Raw genomic sequence first — 16,846 nt, 5'->3', positions numbered from 1 at the left:
AACCGGGCGGGTTGTTATTGCGCGTTAGCGAGTGTTTACCGCTTACTGCGCTGTCTCTGTGTTCCCCTCGGCCCGTAACCGGGACCGCCGCCAGGACCGTGTCCGTGTCCGGGACCACCAGGACCGCCTGGATGCCACGGACCCGGACCGTATCCCGGTCCGCCAGGATGCCATGGGCCATGTCCATGCCCGTGTCCAGGAAATCCGTGACCGGGATATCCCGGATAAAACGGAGGGAAAGGATAGATCGGATAATAAGGTGGATAGTATGGATAAGGATAGAACGGATATCCGGGGAAGAGCCCAGGAATACCCAGGCTTGTTTGGGATTGCAGGCCTCTTTTTGGATGATGATTCAAGCCATGCACCTCTTTCTATCAGATAGGTTATTTCATCCTATGTAGAAGCGGAGGTGAAGGGCACATATCCAGTTAAAAATAGGCGAACGACCATGGTTGGTATGAATAGCAGCGGTATATACTGTCGGGTAATAGATTCAGATCTATAACCTAGCAAATAAAAAGGGTGCACATGACCTCCCCGCTAGGGGAAGGATCAAATGCACCCTCAGTATCTGCGTCAAATATATTGAAGACCTGTTGTGTACGGGAGAGGGATAGGTTCAAAGGTTATGCTTCCGTTAGCCCGATAAGAGGATTCCGGATCAAACAGGATCGAGAGCAAACCCTCATCATCCAGTTCCAATACTTCATTGTTCAAGCTAAGACGGTAAGGACCATGCTCGCCATCTGCCTGAATCAACCCCTCAGGCAGCGCGGGAGCCAACTGACGGAGCAGTTCCGGGCCGCTAACCAAATACACGGTCCCCTCATTCTGAATATATTCTGGCTTGATGCCGGCGGATTGGATTAACGCTGCCAGCTCGTTATCCTGCCATGGCAGTGGAACGGTTAGCTCTGACAGGTTGAAGGAAGAGATCGCCTCGGCTATGACCAGCGCAGCCGCTTCAGGACTTCCCCCCCATTCTACAAGGGTAGATTCTCTCGAAGGAGTCATCACAGCTCCGGGTACGGCGATGATAGCAAATGCAGTCAACACGCCGTCTTCTTCGGCGACAAGCACCTGCTGCTCAAGGCGGATCACGTTGGAGTAGGCGCTCGCACCCAGCAGCTTGTTAAGCTCCGAAGCCGTGGTAACATAACCGGCTTCCCGCTGTTCCATTAGCCTTTGAAGGTGGAATAAATCCTGCGGCTGCATTGCCCGGATGCGCACTTGTTTTCCCGTTACCGCCCGTAAGGGCTCAGTGACGGCCGGGTCTAGACGGAACCGGAGTGCACGGCCGAACAAACGGCTGCCTGCCCGGGTATACAGGGATCTGCCGCCGGAAATAAGGATCAAGGATGCCCCCGAAGCTTCGCCATGACGGATACACTCTTCCAGGAGACTGCCTGCGAGTCGCTGACCCCGGTATTCCGGATCTGTGCAGACGGAGCCGATGGAGTAGACATTTAATCGGGCACCGCGAGTTTGAATGGTAAATGGTACGAATCCCATGAATGAAACGAGTTTGTCTTGATCCCATGCACCGTAGGAATGGCTGATTCCCGGCGAGAATATCGGAGGAAAGGACACCCCCATAGAAGGCTGTTCCGGCTGCTTCAGAAATATACGGTCGGACAGCTCAACAGCTTGATGTAGTTGATCGCTTTTCATAATAGAAATGTTCACTCGATTGACGCCTCCCCTATGTATGTCGCTTGTTACCAGTATAAAGTCATTGGGCGTGGAATTTCCAGTAAACGTTTGCAAATTTCTTGTCTGCCAGCTCCGCCGTTAATCTTTGACCGATGGAGTACTAATTGTGTGCGAGGAAGCGATGATTTTCGGGTAATATAATGTACGAATTTGACGCACCGGAGGGATGAGCTTGCCAAGTTTTGTTGATTCCATGATTTTATTATGCGGCGCCTTGCTAGTGACAGGTGTATTGACCACCAAATTTTCTTCTCGCTTCGGCATGCCCGCCCTGGTGCTGTTTATTGCCATCGGGATGATTCTCAGCCGCTTCATTTATTACGATAATGCGGAGCTCACACAGCTGGTCGGCATATTTGCTTTGATTGTCATATTGTTTCAGGGCGGGATGCAGACCGATTTCAAAGAAATCAAGCCGGTTATGGGGACGGCCATTTCACTTGCAACGATAGGTGTCTTGCTGACAACGGTTGTTGTCGGAATATGCGCTGCATTCATTCTGGATATTTCGTTACAAGAGGGGCTGTTAATTGGTGCGATTGTTGGTTCGACGGACGCGGCGGCCGTGTTCTCGGTTCTCGGCGGAACGAATTTGAAGAAACGGATTCGAATGACGCTGGAGGCTGAATCCGGAAGCAATGACCCGATGGCGGTATTTCTAACCGTATCCCTTATCGAATGGATCGAATACCCGGAACTGAATTTGATCGGTCTTATTTTTTCGTTCGTAATGGAGATGGGACTGGGTCTGGTTGTCGGTGTTCTTATCGGAATGCTGGCCGTATATGTGATCAATCGTATCAATTTCGATTCCTCGGGCTTATATCCCGTAACGGCACTGGGATTCGCCGTGATGACTTATGCCGCCGCCGCTTGGCTTGGAGCCAGCGGTTTGCTCGCCGTGTACGTGATGGCTTTGCTGCTCGGCAATACCGAGCTGACATACCGCAAGACGATTCAGGCATTTAATCAAGGTTTCGCCTGGATGATGCAGATCGTCATGTTTGTGCTGCTCGGGCTGCTTGTTTTCCCGAATGAGCTGTCGGAGGTTGTATGGCAAGGACTGTTATTGTCCCTGATTCTCATATTTATAGCCAGGCCGATCGGCGTGTTCAGCAGCCTGTTGTTTACCAAATTTGCCATGCGGGAGAAAATATTAATTTCATGGGCGGGCCTTCGCGGGGCCGTACCGATCGTCCTGGCTACATATCCCGTTCTGGCGGGAATCAAGCATGGAGAATTGTTTTTTAATGTCGTGTTCTTTGTTGTGTTGACCTCAGCGGTGATCCAAGGCACCACGATCTCTCCGCTCACGCAGATGCTTTCGCTGGTGGAGAAGGATAAAGCCAAAGCACCGACATTATTAGAGTTAATGGCTCTTGGAAAAACGGATTCCGAGATCAACCATATTTTGGTGGATGGGGAGATGCCCATTGTCGGCAAGGAGATTCAGCAGTTGAATCTGCCGGACGATATTCTCTTTACGGCTATTATTCGGGAGAAACGTATCATTACGCCTAAGGGGAGTACGGTCATTGAGGCAGGGGATACTTTATATGTCATGAATCCGAAGCAAAAGCGGAAGGAAATGAAAACGATCCTGGGGTTGTCTTAAGATTACTTGCAGCCGGAGAAATATGATGCCTATCATAGCAGTTGATCTTAAAAATAAGTTAGGATAGGTATAAATAGAAGGTAATTTCTTCATCCTATCTTCATCTGATAAGTTTCCGATTCCCTTTGCAAAAGAGATAAGAATCTGTTATGATTAATACAAGGATTTAGAATAAGTCTAAATACAATAACAAAGGAGACGATATAGATGAATAACTTAACCCAACAAACACAAGGAACGACAACCAATGAACTTCAACAAATTTTGAACACGCAGGTAGCCAATTGGAGTTTGCTTGGCGTGAAGCTTCACCACTATCACTGGTATGTAAAAGGTCCTCAGTTCTATATGCTGCACGAGAAATTCGAGGAACTGTACAACACAGCAGCTGGTTATGTGGATGAGCTGGCAGAGCGGATGCTGGCCATTGGCGGCAAACCGGCAGCCAGTATGGCGCAATATCTGAAACTGGTCACGCTGAAAGAGGTTTCTGATGAAAACACGGCCGAGCAGATGGTCGGACAGCTGGTTGCGGATTTCGAGCAGCTTGCCGGCGAACTGAAGGCGGGAATCGAAGCCGCAGATCAAGAAGGTGACGACGCTACATCCGATCTGTTGACCGGCATGGTCAGCGATGTACAGAAGCATACCTGGATGCTGAATGCCTTCTTGGGTAAATAATTTCACATCTGTATGCTTGCGTCGCCTGACGGATTGCGATAATAAAGAGGGAGATCGACCCGATTGGGTTGATCTCTTTTTTGTTAATCTTGCGTGTGATGTTGTAAGATTAAATTTGAAATTTATTGCGTCTTTCTTCAATGAACTGCGTATACAGTTTATAGTTACTTTTAATGTTGGATAGGAGTAGTGAGGATGACAGAGATGGAATCACGACAACAGCTGGAGTCGCAGCTTCAAGAGATTTTGAAATGGGAGAAAGAGCAGAAGGATGTCATGTTCTGGGAGAAGCTCGGAAGAATTCCTTTCATGCTGCTGGATCGCCTCACGCCCAAGGCTGTTCAAGAGAAAATCGGAAGCGCCTTGAATGAGGTAGGCGGATTTATTCAGAGCGGCGGAAAGCATCTGGTTCGCGAGAAGTCGGTTATGAACGTTCTGGCACAGGCAGCGGGATTGGACGGTCCGAATTCGGTTTCCGGCCCTTCCGTAAAGTCTGCTCCGGAGGAATCCATTGAAGATGAGAGCGAAGAGGAGGTAGTGGCGACTTCCGGGCTTACGCTGGCATCTGCCGCGAAGCTGCCGCTCCAAGTCATGGACACTGCAGCGGATACACTGACGGTAAAACGAGTCAAATTCGCCGCAGCGCAAGGAGCAGCCACGGGAATCGGGGGGATATTTACGATAGCGGCCGATCTCCCGATGGTGCTCGGTCAATCGCTTAAGGTGCTGCAGGAGATGGCGCTTTGTTACGGTTATGATCCGAACGATCCCCGGGAGCGGGTGTTTATCGTGAAGTGCTTGCAGTTTGCATCTGCCGATATCGTGGGAAAAAAAGCGGTGCTCGAGGAACTCGCCACTTTTGATGATGAACAAATGACAGAGCAGGTATTCTCACAGCTGCAGGGCTGGCGTGAAGTCGTTCAGTCTTATACCGATAACTTCGGGATGAAGAAGCTGTTTCAGCTGATTCCGATCGCCGGGATTGTATTCGGTTCGATCAGCAACAAAGGGACGATCAGCGATGTGGCCGAAGCGGGGAAAATGCTGTACAAGAAGCGGCGTCTGAATTACCGGCTTAAGAATATGGAATATCCCCTGTAATCGTGTAGTCCTCCTGATAAAATGACAAAAAAAGGGTTGCCCACCTTAGGCGGTAACCCTTTTTATCATCATTATGAAATTATGAAATTAGAACTGACATCATTCAGGAAAAAGGCTACCTATCGGTTGTCCACTTTTTCCGGATAGAGGTCATGATTCATCAAACGGTTCGCAGCGATCTCCTCGTATTTGGTCCCCGGACGACCGTAATTGCAATATGGATCGATGGAAATGCCGCCCCGCGGGGTAAATTTGCCCCATACCTCGATATATCTCGGATCCATCAGTTTGATGAGGTCATTCATGATGATATTGACGCAGTCCTCATGAAAGTCCCCATGATTGCGGAAGCTGAACAGGTACAGCTTCAAGGACTTGCTCTCCACCATCTTGATATCCGGAATGTAGCTGATGTAGATGGTCGCAAAGTCCGGCTGTCCTGTGATCGGGCACAAGCTTGTAAATTCGGGACAGTTGAATTTGACGAAATAGTCGCGGTAAGGATGCTTGTTGTCAAAGCTCTCCAATATGCCGGGATCATATTCAAACGTATATTTCGTGCCTTGGTTGCCGAGCAGGGTAACGTCTTCCATTTCTTCTTTTTGTCTTCCAGCCATATAAGGTAGCTCCTTTATTAAAATGAATAAATGCTCAATCAGGCGCAGCGTATTTTTTATTATAACGTCACACGCCGCGTTTATTGCCCCAAACGAGCGTGTGCAATTGCGGCAGGACACGCACATCGTTCAACCGGTCGGATTGCATGACGGCATCGACAAGCAACTCGTACCGATCCAGCAGATGGGAGACCAGCGAAGTGGTATCGCCTGTACCTACATCGGGATTGCCGGTCTGCAAATAAAACGGCACGTTCGGGTATCGCTCATGGACCGTTTCCGCATAGCTGAGGTCTTTATCGTCAAATACGACAACCTTGAGGCTGAAGGATCTTCCTGGCGCCCGAGCGGACAGCTTGGAGACGATATCATCGAGTTTGCCCCAGTCCGTATCCATACCTGAGCTTGGCGGCTTGGGGGAGATGGTGACCTCATCAATGTCATTCAGCCAATCCTGCCAGCGTGAACCTTGGGTCTCCACGGCAACGGTAATTCCATGTCGGTGCAGCTCATCCACAAGCGTGCCGAGCTGCGAGAGAAGCGCGGGATTGCCGCCGGACAGGGTGACATGATCGAAGCGCTCACCGCCCAGCCGGTACAGCTCTTGCCAGATTTCGTCTGCATTCATGCGCGAAATGGTGTCCTTGGCGGATCCGTCCCACGTAAACGCGGAGTCGCACCAGGAGCAGCGATAATCGCAGCCCGCCGTACGAACGAACATGGTCTTGCGGCCAACGACCATGCCTTCACCTTGAACAGTAGGACCGAAAATCTCCATCACGGGAATCGGACGGTCCACTGCTATGACCGGGGAGGAGGCAGTTGAATCGTTCTCAGGCTTTACATGCACATTATTCATCGATCATCCACTCCCGTCTGACCTCAGCGTAGCTGGTCGGCGTCTCGAACAGGCGAACGAATTCGGTTCGGGTGCCTTGTTGCTCGTGCGACTCTCTGCTGCGAAGGGATTCTTCCATTTTTTCAAACAGCCAGACCACCATGTTTTCCGCTGTTGTGTTCATTGGCGGCAGGGTCTCGTTCAAGTAACGGTGATCCAGATAAGGTTCAATGTCTGTTTTCCAGCAGTCCTTAATGTCCCCGAAATCCACGGTAATGCCCACTTCATTGGGAGTACCGCTGATACCAAAGACCACTTTGTATGTGTGGCCGTGCAGGTTCTTGCATTTTCCTTCATAGCAATGCAGATGATGGGCAGCATCAAAGGTAAACTCCTTAGAGACAAGCACCCGCTTCCGATGGTAACGCAGGCTTCCGGCATCGATGTCTTCGCCAAGCTTTTGCAGATGCTCTACAATGCGGAAAGCCCCGGGCTCGCGGCTCATATCAGACGCCCCCTTCGGATACACGATTACGGCGCTGCATATAGTTATCGAGCCCCGCTTTTCTCAGCTTGCATGCAGGGCATTCCCCGCAGCCATCGCCCTTGATGCCGTTATAGCAGGTTAACGTATGGTCGCGAATATATTCAAGTGCATTCATCTGGTCGGCTAGTTCCCAGGTTTCCGATTTGTCGAGCCACATAAGCGGCGTGTGAATGACGAACGGGTAATCCATAGCCAGATTCAGCGTAACGTTTAGTGACTTGATGAAGCTGTCCCGGCAATCGGGATAACCACTGAAATCCGTTTCGCATACGCCCGTGATCAGATGTTTGGCACCGATGCCCTTGGCCAGCACAGCGGCAAAGCTGAGAAACAGCAGGTTTCGTCCCTCCACAAACGTAGTGGGCAAGCCGTCGCCTTCGGCAATTTCGATATCGCTGCGCGTCAGCGCATTCGGTGCCAGCTGATTAAGCAGGCTCATATCAAGCACGGTTTGCTTCACGCTTTGTTCCTTGGCGATCTGTGCCGCGCATTCTATTTCAAGCTTATGGCGTTGGCCATAATCAAAGGTTACGGTTTCCACTTCGGCGAAGCGTTCCTTCGCCCAGAACAGGCAGGTGGTGCTGTCTTGACCACCGCTGAAAACAACGACCGCTTTTTCATTTTTAAGCATAAAAAAACCTCTCATCCTTCATATTTTAAGAACAGCCAAAAGGGCTGAACCTGTAGAAGAAAGAGAAGTTCATTGAACTGAATCCGTAAAAAAACAAGCCTTATTCTTAGGGTGCAGTACCGAATAAGACACGATAGTTTTTTATAGAGGGAGTTCACGAACCTCTCCCACACGCCGCGAGAGGCGCATGGATTGTCTTCTGTTGTCCTTGTGACCGCATAGGGTGTTAGAATCCAGCATGCAGTCTGATTACGCCCTCTATTATAACACGGCCCGATTATTTGATAAACACTCCGCCAAAGGGAATTGCTTCCCGCAGAAAACGCTTGATGATGCCTTCATCGTTTAATTCGTCCACGAGTCGCTGATTCTGGCGTCCCGCTTGAAACAACACGTAACCGTCACCGGTCAGCTTCCAGTGGTAGTTCATATGCTGGCTGGCCAGATGATTGCCGTATACGGTCAGGTCCAGCTTGGCCGCTTCCGGATAGGCGATGATGCTCCCGGCGTCCACATACAACGGCTCGGTAGGATGCAGCTTGACTTTACATACCGGACCCTGGGTCAAAATGCCGATGCTGCCATTTCCGGAAAACTTCATCTTAATCGCATCCCGCGTGACCAGCATGTTCTTGATCTTAAGGATTCGTGTCTGCATCGTAACATGCTTGGTATAAAAGAAAACATGCCGAAAATCATAGAGCATGTCCTGTTCGCCTTCCAGCTCAATTTCATGCATATTGAAGCCTGGGGGGAGTGCAGCCGTAAACTGACTGGGCCCTGTAATATCGGCACGAATCCATTTTTTCTTGCGGTACATGCCTTTTACGTTCATGAGACGGTCGCTGCGTCCGGAGGAGGGCCCCCGATAGGCAACGATTTGCTCAGGATGGAGGACATGGGCCGTGTCCCCTTCAGTCAGGGAGAACGTAACCGCTTGTCCCGCTCCGCTGCCGGCTGCATCTTCCATTCGGATAATCATGGCCGCGCCTCCTTTTGCCTGGTTGGATGGTAGGGATCTGGATAAGAGCTTGTCCTATTTAGAACGATTCGTTCGGCGCATGCCGAATCGCAGGACGCGAATGATGACAAAGTATCCGGCAGCTAATGCCACGGCGGTGATCGCCACGGTCTTTATACGTTCCGCCCCGCGATTTCGTGCGGCTTCAGCCTCCTGAAGCTGGCTTACCATTTGGGTTAATTGCTGGTTCTGCTCCGCGAGATTGGAGTTCTGCTCCGCCAGCGTCAGATTTTGCTGCTGCAGCCGTTCGGAAGCGATTCTGGCTTTATCAAGTTCCTGCAGGGCTTGGTTATAGTTGTTCTTGAGCTGGTTTATTTCATCGGGCAGTCCGGAGAACTGCTGGATATTGTCGTACAAATTATTAAAGTAATTGGCGCTGGCGGTCCGTCCACCGGCCGGCAGCGCGATCCCCGCCACCAGCAATATGAGGGAAAGTTGAATTAGCTTGGATTTTGTCGGCTTATGCAAGAGGGACCACCACCATTCGATTATTTATAGTAAATACGAATCAGATTCCGACAGGTTTCTATTAATATATTACCCACATTTGCGATGGAAGTGAATCTATTAGCAGGCCAAGTTGTTTAACTAGCTCAAGTAAAGGGTAATGTATGTAAGCAAGCGCCCAACAAGCCTTCCCATAGTAATGATCATAAAATGAACGAACAGATAAAAGGAGATTACAATCATGATAAAGGAAAACAACGTGAAGAAAATTATGATTACAGTGAATGGAAAACCCGTGGGTAACGGATTATTAATTGATAAAGTAACGTACGCTCCCATTCAACGTACATCAAGACATACTGGAGATAAACCCGTTTCGGCAGCAGAAATAGGTTAATAGACCCTGTATAGTGAAATCAACAGCCATTAAAACCGGAGAACGTCTCCGGTTTTTTTGCGTTTAATTGCGAATGGAACTTCATTCTTTTGCGTATGAGTGTGGTATAAAGCAGGTGTTCTATTCCGGATTGGGTGTGATGTCGGCCCTGTTAAGTGATTTCGGCATGGGGAGCCGGGCGCTTTTACTGGGGCTGTTCTCAATTGTCATTTTATTGGGTTCCTTCTGGTTTACGGGCAATATGATTACGAAGCAGAAGCTTGACTTGAAGGAATTCATTGCGAAGATCGGTTCTTTTCAGCTGCCCTTCGGAGCGGCGCTTATCGTAAGCGGATTGATCAGCTTCATGTCGTTAAAGCTGGCATTCCTCATCCTTATATTTGCTTTAATGACCGGGCTGGCGGCGAACAGCGCAGCCATTATCGAATGGTACCGCATCGGATCCAGCCAATGGATAAAGTTTTTAGGGATTGCTATAGGCATTTATGTATTATTATTTGCCATTGTACAGACCGTTTTATTGTAGGAATAAGTCAATTACGAGGCAGTAAAAGACTTCCGTGTCCGACATCTGACAAAAATCAGCATATCCAAAAGACCGCAGCTGCTAGGGCTGTGGTCTTTTTTTGTCGAATTCATAATAGGAACATATGTTCCGTGACAGTAAGATGTCCATCTGTATTGGTACATTATTAGAAGAAGAGGAAAGAGGTGGATGTATTGCAGTCTGGCTTGTTTTCGGATTTTACATGGAGCCACAGCCATGTATTCGCTGGGGGCACTAGTCAGGTCTTTCTGCTGATCGAGTGGAGGGCTGGTGTGTTAAAGCAAAAAAAGAAGTCTCATGGCGGCTTTAATCAGCCCATGGCTGAAGATGTCCAATTACACCTTCAATTAGGGGAAAACGTTCAAGTAGGACATATGTATGGATGCCATGGCGAGATATTGAATGATCGCAACATTTCATTGTCTTTAGGTTCTTTGTCGGAAGGGAGAACCAAACAGCTGGTTCTTGAGCTAAGTGTCGGAGCCAGGCAATCGGGGGTGTATCCCATAATTACCGCTCTATGGACCTACATGGAAGTTCAGAAGCAGCAGGTCGTCTTGCAGCCGTCTCGAACGATTCCGCTTCAATTCAGCAATCATACGGCATTGAAATACCGGAGGGCAGATGATCGCGTTGAGAACGTGCTGAAGTTATACCAGAATGCTTCCATTCTGGAGCAAGCAAGAAGAGAGCTGGAACGGGGGAAGCTGGCTCGAGGAGAAGAAATGATTCGTAGACAGGCAGATGAGATGCTTTTATACGCAATCCGATTTCGGGATGCGGATTATTTGAGGGAGGCAGAGACCCTATATCAACTAATTGGATTATATCTGGATACATATCGGCAATTATCTTCTGAAAATGCGAATAGAAAAAGGGACTTTAGACTTAAAGAATAACTGGGAACGAAGAATCTGTATATAAAAAAGGAAAAATGATTTCAGGGTCGAATGTACTATTTAGCAGTCAATAAATGTATGTCTAATTTACTAGAAAGATAGGGAGAATGCCATATGACAGACCGACTGATCCGACTAATGAGAATCATTACCCTTGTACAAGCAAGACCAGGTATACTGGCTCGAGAGCTTGCCGAACGTTGTGGAACCAGCGAAAGAACCATTTATCGGGATATGGATGCCCTCAGCGCCATGCATATTCCCATCACTCACCAAGGCCGAGGCCGAGGTTACACATTTATCGGGCATTTTGCAATGTACCCGCTTGGTTTATCGGAAGAGGAGGTACAGGCGTTATTTAAGCTATTGACCATATTGGAGCAAATCAAGCCGATGCTGCCCGATGAATTTGAAAGCGCTTATGAGAAGGTATTGGCTGCTGTATATAAGCAAAGCGCGGAAAAAGCTGAAATTCAGGCCGGGGACCGGGATGAATCCTCTACCGTTCTATAACCGTTCCACTACGTGTAACAATTAAACCTCGAACGAAGGACACATCTTCATGTGACTATCGTCGAGGTTTTTATAAATTTATGGGAAATTAATTATCTCATGTGGAGATGTGAATAGAGTAGTAAATTAGAATCAGGATAGGAATATTATACCAAAATAGATGATTATATGATAATATAACTATAATTTCTCTCATTCATCCAAAAATGTCATGGATGTGTAATTGTGAGAGACGGCGGTTGATGTCCCTAAGCAAGGGCGTAGGAAGGAGATATGGAGCAATAGCATAGGTTTATTCCACAACTTGTATAGGAGGATATTCATGAAGAAAATCTCGATCAGTGTATTAACGGTATTGTCCTTGTTCGTCGGAAGCTTCTATCTGAACACGGTGGAGGCAGCGCAAGGGAGTCATGCAGACAAGACGGTGGAATCTCGTGACACGAAGACTAGTCAATTTACGGATACTCAAGGGCACTGGGCCCAGGGCGCTATTCAAGATGCAATCCAACGAGGTTATGTGGATGGTTATCCGGATAAAAGATTCCTGCCTAACAAGCAGGTAACTCGAGCGGAATTTATTAAAATGGCAGTTTCGGCCATGGATATCGAAGTGGCTTCCTTAAGTTCAGGTTCTTGGTATGCTCCTTACGTAGCTGCCGCAGAATCGGCAGGAATCTATAAGGCTGGCGATTTCGGTAACAGTGACTTAACGAAACGAATGACGCGCGAAGAGATGGCTAAGCTAGCGGTAAAAGCGCTGGGATATAAGAACGTGGAAGATAAGCAGTGGATGTATCTTGCATCCAAGGACGGTATCATATCCGGGACTGCACCAGGCGTAATATCGCCTACGGGTACTACGACAAGGGCTCAAGCTATTGCGGTTATAGAGCGTTTGCTTCAGGTAAAAAGCGGCAAGGAGCTCCCCGTTGATAAATATGCCGTAGCCGCGGCCGAAGTGTATTGGCATAAGACGAATATTTTCTCGGTGGCACCGGAGATTTTTAATGGGCCGGATAACAATAACAAAAATGTAGGGATCGATTCTTGGAAGCTTTCGAAGCTGCAATTCGGTGCACCAGATGGGTCCGTTGTAGCCCAAGTAGATGAACTTATTGCAATTGATTGGAATGACCCGAAAGATCCAAATCGTAAACTGTTGCCAAGTAAAAATAAACTAGTATGGAAGTTTGGTTCAAAAGAAAATGTATTCACTAATGATCTACAAGCTTATGTTATCCTTTTAAAATCACATTATGTTGTTAATAAGAAACCTAAGCTTTATCCGTTTAAACGATTAAGTCTAAACATCATGGGTTATAATGGGAAGCCTAATGGAACTATTTTAAACATGCCGTATGTGATCGAATCAAAAGAAAAGGAAAAACAAATTTATGGATTAGTCATTCCAAAAAAGGGTTTTAGCACTGGTGGATCAATTGAAGTGTTGGTTGAAACTATCACAGCTGGTGCTCCAGTGTATCTTAACACACTCTCAAGATCTGTTTTGATCAAGTAGAGGGTAAACGCTATGAAGATTATAAAGTCCCTCAGTGTCATCCAAATAAGTTTATTTCTAATTACTTTACTGTTACTACCACACGGACAATCCACTTATGCTGCTAATGATGTTACTAAAAATATTGACTTTGATTTTGTTATTGATTCTAAAGACTACGAAAGCGGCGGTCACATCTTCTCTTCTAAGAAAGAGTTAGAAACAAAAAAAATTGTCGTGAATGCACCAGTGGGAAAAATAATAAAAAAACTCGAATGGGTTAATAGAACTACTGACGCTCCTATAAGATCAATAAACGGATTTACTCCAGGCTTATCGACATGGAGTGGCAAAGATAAATTAAGTGGTACTAAAACTAAAGTTACCTCTAAAAACAACACAAATTATGGTGGTGTATATTACTGGGATAGATGGTCAGTATCAGACGCGGGGAAAGAGTATGGACAATTATGGAAGGCCTCGAGTACCTTTGGAACAATTATGGATAACAAAAACTGTAGAAATGTTGAAAGGGAAAATATTCAGGGGCATCAATTACCTAGATATCCTGGATGCACAGATCGTGGGTTAAAAGCTCCTATTAATCGGTCAGCTGCCTTTCTCATCTCTGAGCCAGGTCACTCATTACTTGGTTCTTGGATACGTAATGGTGCAATATCTGATGAGGTAAGAGCTTCGAATGTTTCAGTTGATTTTAGAACGCCAATTGCTGATGTCCATGGTACATCTGGAACATCGGACGCTAGTACAGTAGGTGGGGAAGTTGCTAGTGTGGATAATGATAATCTTGACTTAATTACAATTAACTTCTCCCAGACCTTCAATAATGACACCTACAATCGATACTGGGCAAATCCTGGTGCGAAGCAAGTTTGGTATTTCTCGAAGTTTTTCGTCGACTTTGATTCTTACACATATATGTACAAAGACAAACTCCTTCGAGCCACCTTTGCAGATGGAACATCAAGCTTAGAAATAACAGGCGCGACGTGTGTGCCACCATCCGGTACCATTCAGCTCACAGCGAAATTAACGAAGGTAGACGGAAGTACATACAATCTGCAAAGACATGAGAAGTTGACTTGGCGAAGCTCGGATAGCAGTGTCATGACTGTCAATGCTTCCGGTGTAGTGACAGCCGTGGCAAGCACGGGACAAGCGACGATTACGGCTCATTTTAAAGATACGGCCCAGGCACTGGATGAAACTGACAATGCTTCGATTCAGGTTGGGGCAGGCTCGTCTTGCGGGAATACCGGTGGAGGAGATCCGGGAACAGGTGGCCCACCCAACACATGCGGAATCCAAATCGGTCCGGCGAGAAAGGGAACCGTTACATCGCATATGGTTATGGACCCCGTGGCAACGGGCGTAATTAAGGCGGACAATCGAGACTCTGAAAAGTATGATGTTCTTGACGGGATACCGACTTCGGAATCCCTATATGTCAATGTATTCGGGCTCAATTATCTGTACAAGAACCAGTGGGCAAATATGTTGGGGGAAATTACCTACACCGTTCCCGTCAAAAAGACATACATTCTTACCTGGACGATACCGGGAGAACCAAGCTCAGGTCCGGATGATCCCGGTACACCTGATGAACCCATGGAAGAAGAGGTTCAGGTAGAAGAACAAGTTACGATAACTAGACCGTTTTCCTACTGGCAAATCGATAATTTAGAGGTTTATAAGTTAGCCAGATCGACCGTCAGCAATTATGCATTACCGGGCGGATCAGTGAGCCTTACTCCAGCCGGCTACACCCCTCCTGTTCTTACATCCGATCATAGTGCGAATGTTGACGATCATGTGGAGCCTGCATCATGCGAAGAAGTGGATTTAGGAACAGAAACTGTTTCAGGCGGTTCGAGCAAACCCGCGGTGCCGACAATAAATTTTACATCTGCAGCGGAGTCGGCTGTAGGTCAAAACCAGGTGAAAAATGATAGAGTCCTGTTTAACGGATCTACCGTCATGAGTGACAGCTGGGCGCAAGGAACGGCACCAACACCAGGGATCATTCCCCCGGCTGCGACGATTCAAAGAGACGTCCTATACGGCAGAAACTATCTCATTAGCAATACATTATTGAATAGAGCGAATACAACGAGCACAGGGACAATTGATTATGATCTCATACCCGGCAACATTAATGGCGGATCTAATCAATCATTTCCGATTCACGCCATCAACACCGTCACCGTTCATACGCCGGTAGTCAATTATTCGTCGGTGACGGATGATCAGGCCCACAATCAGAAGACGACCCCGAACCCGAACCGCTCTGCATTCGTCTTGGATCGGCCGTTTACGGTACGCATCCCTACCTCGGGTCAACATCGGAACATCCAGGGATACGGAGACCGGGACTATGCGAAGTATGTAAGATCGAAACAGGTGTATTTTCCGTTCGATGTCTACAGCAGCGACAGGAGCACCTTTTATCCAAAAGACACCTGGATTACAATCCCGACGGCTCAGCTGGACACTGAGTTTTTCCTGCCGGTATGGGTGGATGAGGGGGATTATCAGGTATATTTCCGTACGATTGCGGAGAACGCTCCATCCGACTTCACGACTCAGCCCAGCGCGAACCTGGATTTGGCTCACCATGTGGCTACGGATATAGAACCAGTTGAAGTGATCGGGCGCGTATATGATTTCCATATCACGGATATTGCCGATTATAACTGGGAGACGGTCTTCCGCAAACAAAAAGGGAATGCGGCACCAAGCGGCGCGTCCTATTGGACAGGACTTCGCGATATTGACGGTGGAACACGCGGGAACTCGCTTCCGTACACACTGCCCATCGCACCGGGCAAGCATCCGACACAGGGATATAAGAATGCAGCCGTAAAGACAGGCTACCATTTCAAATTCGATGTGAAGACGAAGGGCAATATGTTTGGTGTACAAGACGGCATTTCAATTACCCCGAGCTTTTATTTTGTTCATCGGGACGGCAGCAGACGGCAGCCCGTTGATCTGTATTACCACAGCGGAAACCGGAAGTTTATTCGGATCGGTTCCCCGCAGGACACGGAGAAGCGTTATGTCATCCTGAATGACAGGCTGCGCAATGTTCCGCAAGACGAGCTGCAGGATACGGCTTCGTATTTGTACAACCGCGGCGGAGCCCCGGCGGGAATGTCTGCGGCGGCCTACATGAAGCAGTACTTGGAGAAGATCAGCAAAAGCAAGACCTGGGTAGGTCGGCTCGACTGGATGCTGCTTCCATACGAAATACGCACACTGATCGGCCCGAAGTCAGGATTGCCAGCCTCCGTTGACACGGAGCGGGCCAACGCAGCTGTACAGCGCTGGTATGGTGAATACAGTCTTCCTGCCGACGTGTATGTGGTGAAGAAAGGGACCGACCTGGCCGCTTATGGACGAACGAACCGCCTAGACGAGAAATCCTCGATTTTTCTCAAAAAAGGGTATATCGTGGTCAATTTCAACATCGAGACGATCCGGGAGGGCAACACGGCCAAACCCCATTTGCAATACATTCATGGCCCACTCATGAATCAATGGCAGCTTGAAGGATACAGCCGTACGTATAACGATCCGTATGGTAAGCGGTTTTCTCTGATGGATGGGGATGTCATATTCTATCATGCCGATCAGTCCAGCAAAGGGGATTTTAAATCTCAGGTACCTCATTAAAGTTTTCACCTGACCTCCTTATGTTAAAGAGGATGATCCCTAATCCTTACCCGTAACAACACCAAAACAGCCACGCCTG

General features: G+C 47.9%; 17 protein-coding genes. 10 read left to right on the top strand and 7 right to left on the bottom strand.

The genetic code is table 11. The features are described 5' to 3' along the window. Window positions 1–31 precede the first annotated feature (31 nt). Window positions 32–385, top strand: a complete 354-nt coding sequence (locus AK95_RS34345; RefSeq protein ID WP_071223502.1) for a hypothetical protein — start codon at window positions 32–34, stop codon at window positions 383–385. Window positions 386–579: 194 nt separating this feature from the next. On the opposite strand, the gene AK95_RS29620 is transcribed toward AK95_RS34345, so the two are convergent. Further along, window positions 580–1,689, bottom strand: coding sequence for a GNAT family N-acetyltransferase (locus AK95_RS29620; RefSeq protein WP_071223501.1), 1,110 nt, complete (start codon window positions 1,687–1,689; stop codon window positions 580–582). A gap of 193 nt (window positions 1,690–1,882) precedes the next feature. Between AK95_RS29620 and AK95_RS29615 the strand changes: the two genes are divergently transcribed. The 3 genes from AK95_RS29615 (at window position 1,883) to AK95_RS29605 (ending at window position 5,113) form a co-directional block, all read left to right on the top strand. Then, entirely contained in the window at window positions 1,883–3,331 is a 1,449-nt protein-coding gene (locus AK95_RS29615; protein ID WP_071223500.1) for a potassium/proton antiporter, read from the top strand. Between the two features lie 207 nt (window positions 3,332–3,538). Next, complete coding sequence (locus AK95_RS29610) at window positions 3,539–4,012, top strand: Dps family protein (RefSeq protein ID WP_071223499.1); 474 nt, start codon at window positions 3,539–3,541, stop codon at window positions 4,010–4,012. A gap of 195 nt (window positions 4,013–4,207) precedes the next feature. After that, a complete protein-coding gene (locus AK95_RS29605) occupies window positions 4,208–5,113 on the top strand; it encodes an EcsC family protein (protein WP_071223498.1) in 906 nt (301 codons plus the stop codon). A gap of 119 nt (window positions 5,114–5,232) precedes the next feature. On the opposite strand, the gene queF is transcribed toward AK95_RS29605, so the two are convergent. The 6 genes from queF to AK95_RS29575 form a co-directional block, all read right to left on the bottom strand. Further along, window positions 5,233–5,730 (bottom strand): preQ(1) synthase, encoded by a 498-nt coding sequence (queF, locus tag AK95_RS29600; protein WP_009591586.1) that lies wholly within the window; start codon window positions 5,728–5,730, stop codon window positions 5,233–5,235. A gap of 67 nt (window positions 5,731–5,797) precedes the next feature. Next, window positions 5,798–6,589: a 7-carboxy-7-deazaguanine synthase QueE gene (gene queE, locus AK95_RS29595; RefSeq protein WP_071223497.1), complete on the bottom strand. Its 792-nt coding sequence runs from the start codon at window positions 6,587–6,589 to the stop codon at window positions 5,798–5,800. Then, window positions 6,582–7,073 carry a 6-carboxytetrahydropterin synthase QueD gene (queD, locus tag AK95_RS29590; protein WP_071223496.1) on the bottom strand — a complete coding sequence of 164 codons (492 nt, stop codon included), beginning with the start codon at window positions 7,071–7,073 and terminating at the stop codon, window positions 6,582–6,584. Before queD ends, queE begins: the two co-directional genes overlap by 8 nt. Before the next feature lies 1 nt (window position 7,074). After that, a complete protein-coding gene (gene queC, locus AK95_RS29585) occupies window positions 7,075–7,746 on the bottom strand; it encodes a 7-cyano-7-deazaguanine synthase QueC (RefSeq protein WP_071223495.1) in 672 nt (223 codons plus the stop codon). A gap of 277 nt (window positions 7,747–8,023) precedes the next feature. Further along, complete coding sequence (locus AK95_RS29580) at window positions 8,024–8,728, bottom strand: AIM24 family protein (protein ID WP_071223494.1); 705 nt, start codon at window positions 8,726–8,728, stop codon at window positions 8,024–8,026. A gap of 54 nt (window positions 8,729–8,782) precedes the next feature. Further along, on the bottom strand, window positions 8,783–9,235 hold the full coding sequence (locus AK95_RS29575) for a cell division protein ZapB (protein ID WP_071223493.1): 453 nt from the start codon (window positions 9,233–9,235) through the stop codon (window positions 8,783–8,785). A gap of 220 nt (window positions 9,236–9,455) precedes the next feature. Here AK95_RS29575 and AK95_RS34650 point away from each other — a divergent pair, with 220 nt between their 5' ends. From AK95_RS34650 to AK95_RS29545, 6 genes are all read left to right on the top strand, one after another. Further along, the gene (locus AK95_RS34650; RefSeq protein WP_201259443.1) at window positions 9,456–9,611 is read left to right on the top strand and encodes a hypothetical protein; all 156 of its coding nucleotides are present in this window, start codon (window positions 9,456–9,458) and stop codon (window positions 9,609–9,611) included. Between the two features lie 130 nt (window positions 9,612–9,741). Then, complete coding sequence (locus AK95_RS29570) at window positions 9,742–10,137, top strand: hypothetical protein (protein ID WP_235613251.1); 396 nt, start codon at window positions 9,742–9,744, stop codon at window positions 10,135–10,137. A gap of 293 nt (window positions 10,138–10,430) precedes the next feature. Beyond that, a complete protein-coding gene (locus AK95_RS29565; RefSeq protein WP_235613250.1) occupies window positions 10,431–11,057 on the top strand; it encodes a hypothetical protein in 627 nt (208 codons plus the stop codon). Between the two features lie 114 nt (window positions 11,058–11,171). Then, the gene (locus AK95_RS29560; protein WP_071223490.1) at window positions 11,172–11,570 is read left to right on the top strand and encodes a helix-turn-helix transcriptional regulator; all 399 of its coding nucleotides are present in this window, start codon (window positions 11,172–11,174) and stop codon (window positions 11,568–11,570) included. Between the two features lie 322 nt (window positions 11,571–11,892). Beyond that, the gene (locus AK95_RS29555) at window positions 11,893–13,092 is read left to right on the top strand and encodes an S-layer homology domain-containing protein (protein ID WP_071223489.1); all 1,200 of its coding nucleotides are present in this window, start codon (window positions 11,893–11,895) and stop codon (window positions 13,090–13,092) included. A 993-nt stretch (window positions 13,093–14,085) separates the two neighbouring features. Further along, entirely contained in the window at window positions 14,086–16,767 is a 2,682-nt protein-coding gene (locus tag AK95_RS29545) for a DUF5704 domain-containing protein (protein ID WP_235613249.1), read from the top strand. Window positions 16,768–16,846: the final 79 nt, after the last annotated feature.

The sequence above is a fragment of the Paenibacillus sp. LC231 genome (genome assembly GCF_001860525.1).
GTDB lineage: Bacteria > Bacillota > Bacilli > Paenibacillales > Paenibacillaceae > Paenibacillus_AQ.
The sequence above is the reverse complement of the archived record's forward strand: the minus strand, read 5'-3'. Positions and strand labels throughout refer to the sequence as shown.

What these genes read in the sequence shown, in the direction of transcription:
- AK95_RS29580 (WP_071223494.1), bottom strand. Translation starts at nt 8,728, where the DNA reads ATGATTATCCGAATGGAAGATGCAGCCGGCAGCGGAGCGGGACAAGCG.
- AK95_RS34650 (WP_201259443.1), top strand. Translation starts at nt 9,456, where the DNA reads ATGATAAAGGAAAACAACGTGAAGAAAATTATGATTACAGTGAATGGA.
- AK95_RS29605 (WP_071223498.1), top strand. Translation starts at nt 4,208, where the DNA reads ATGACAGAGATGGAATCACGACAACAGCTGGAGTCGCAGCTTCAAGAG.
- AK95_RS29610 (WP_071223499.1), top strand. Translation starts at nt 3,539, where the DNA reads ATGAATAACTTAACCCAACAAACACAAGGAACGACAACCAATGAACTT.
- queF (WP_009591586.1), bottom strand. Translation starts at nt 5,730, where the DNA reads ATGGCTGGAAGACAAAAAGAAGAAATGGAAGACGTTACCCTGCTCGGC.
- queE (WP_071223497.1), bottom strand. Translation starts at nt 6,589, where the DNA reads ATGAATAATGTGCATGTAAAGCCTGAGAACGATTCAACTGCCTCCTCC.
- queD (WP_071223496.1), bottom strand. Translation starts at nt 7,073, where the DNA reads ATGAGCCGCGAGCCCGGGGCTTTCCGCATTGTAGAGCATCTGCAAAAG.
- queC (WP_071223495.1), bottom strand. Translation starts at nt 7,746, where the DNA reads ATGCTTAAAAATGAAAAAGCGGTCGTTGTTTTCAGCGGTGGTCAAGAC.
- AK95_RS29555 (WP_071223489.1), top strand. Translation starts at nt 11,893, where the DNA reads ATGAAGAAAATCTCGATCAGTGTATTAACGGTATTGTCCTTGTTCGTC.
- AK95_RS29615 (WP_071223500.1), top strand. Translation starts at nt 1,883, where the DNA reads ATGAGCTTGCCAAGTTTTGTTGATTCCATGATTTTATTATGCGGCGCC.
- AK95_RS29560 (WP_071223490.1), top strand. Translation starts at nt 11,172, where the DNA reads ATGACAGACCGACTGATCCGACTAATGAGAATCATTACCCTTGTACAA.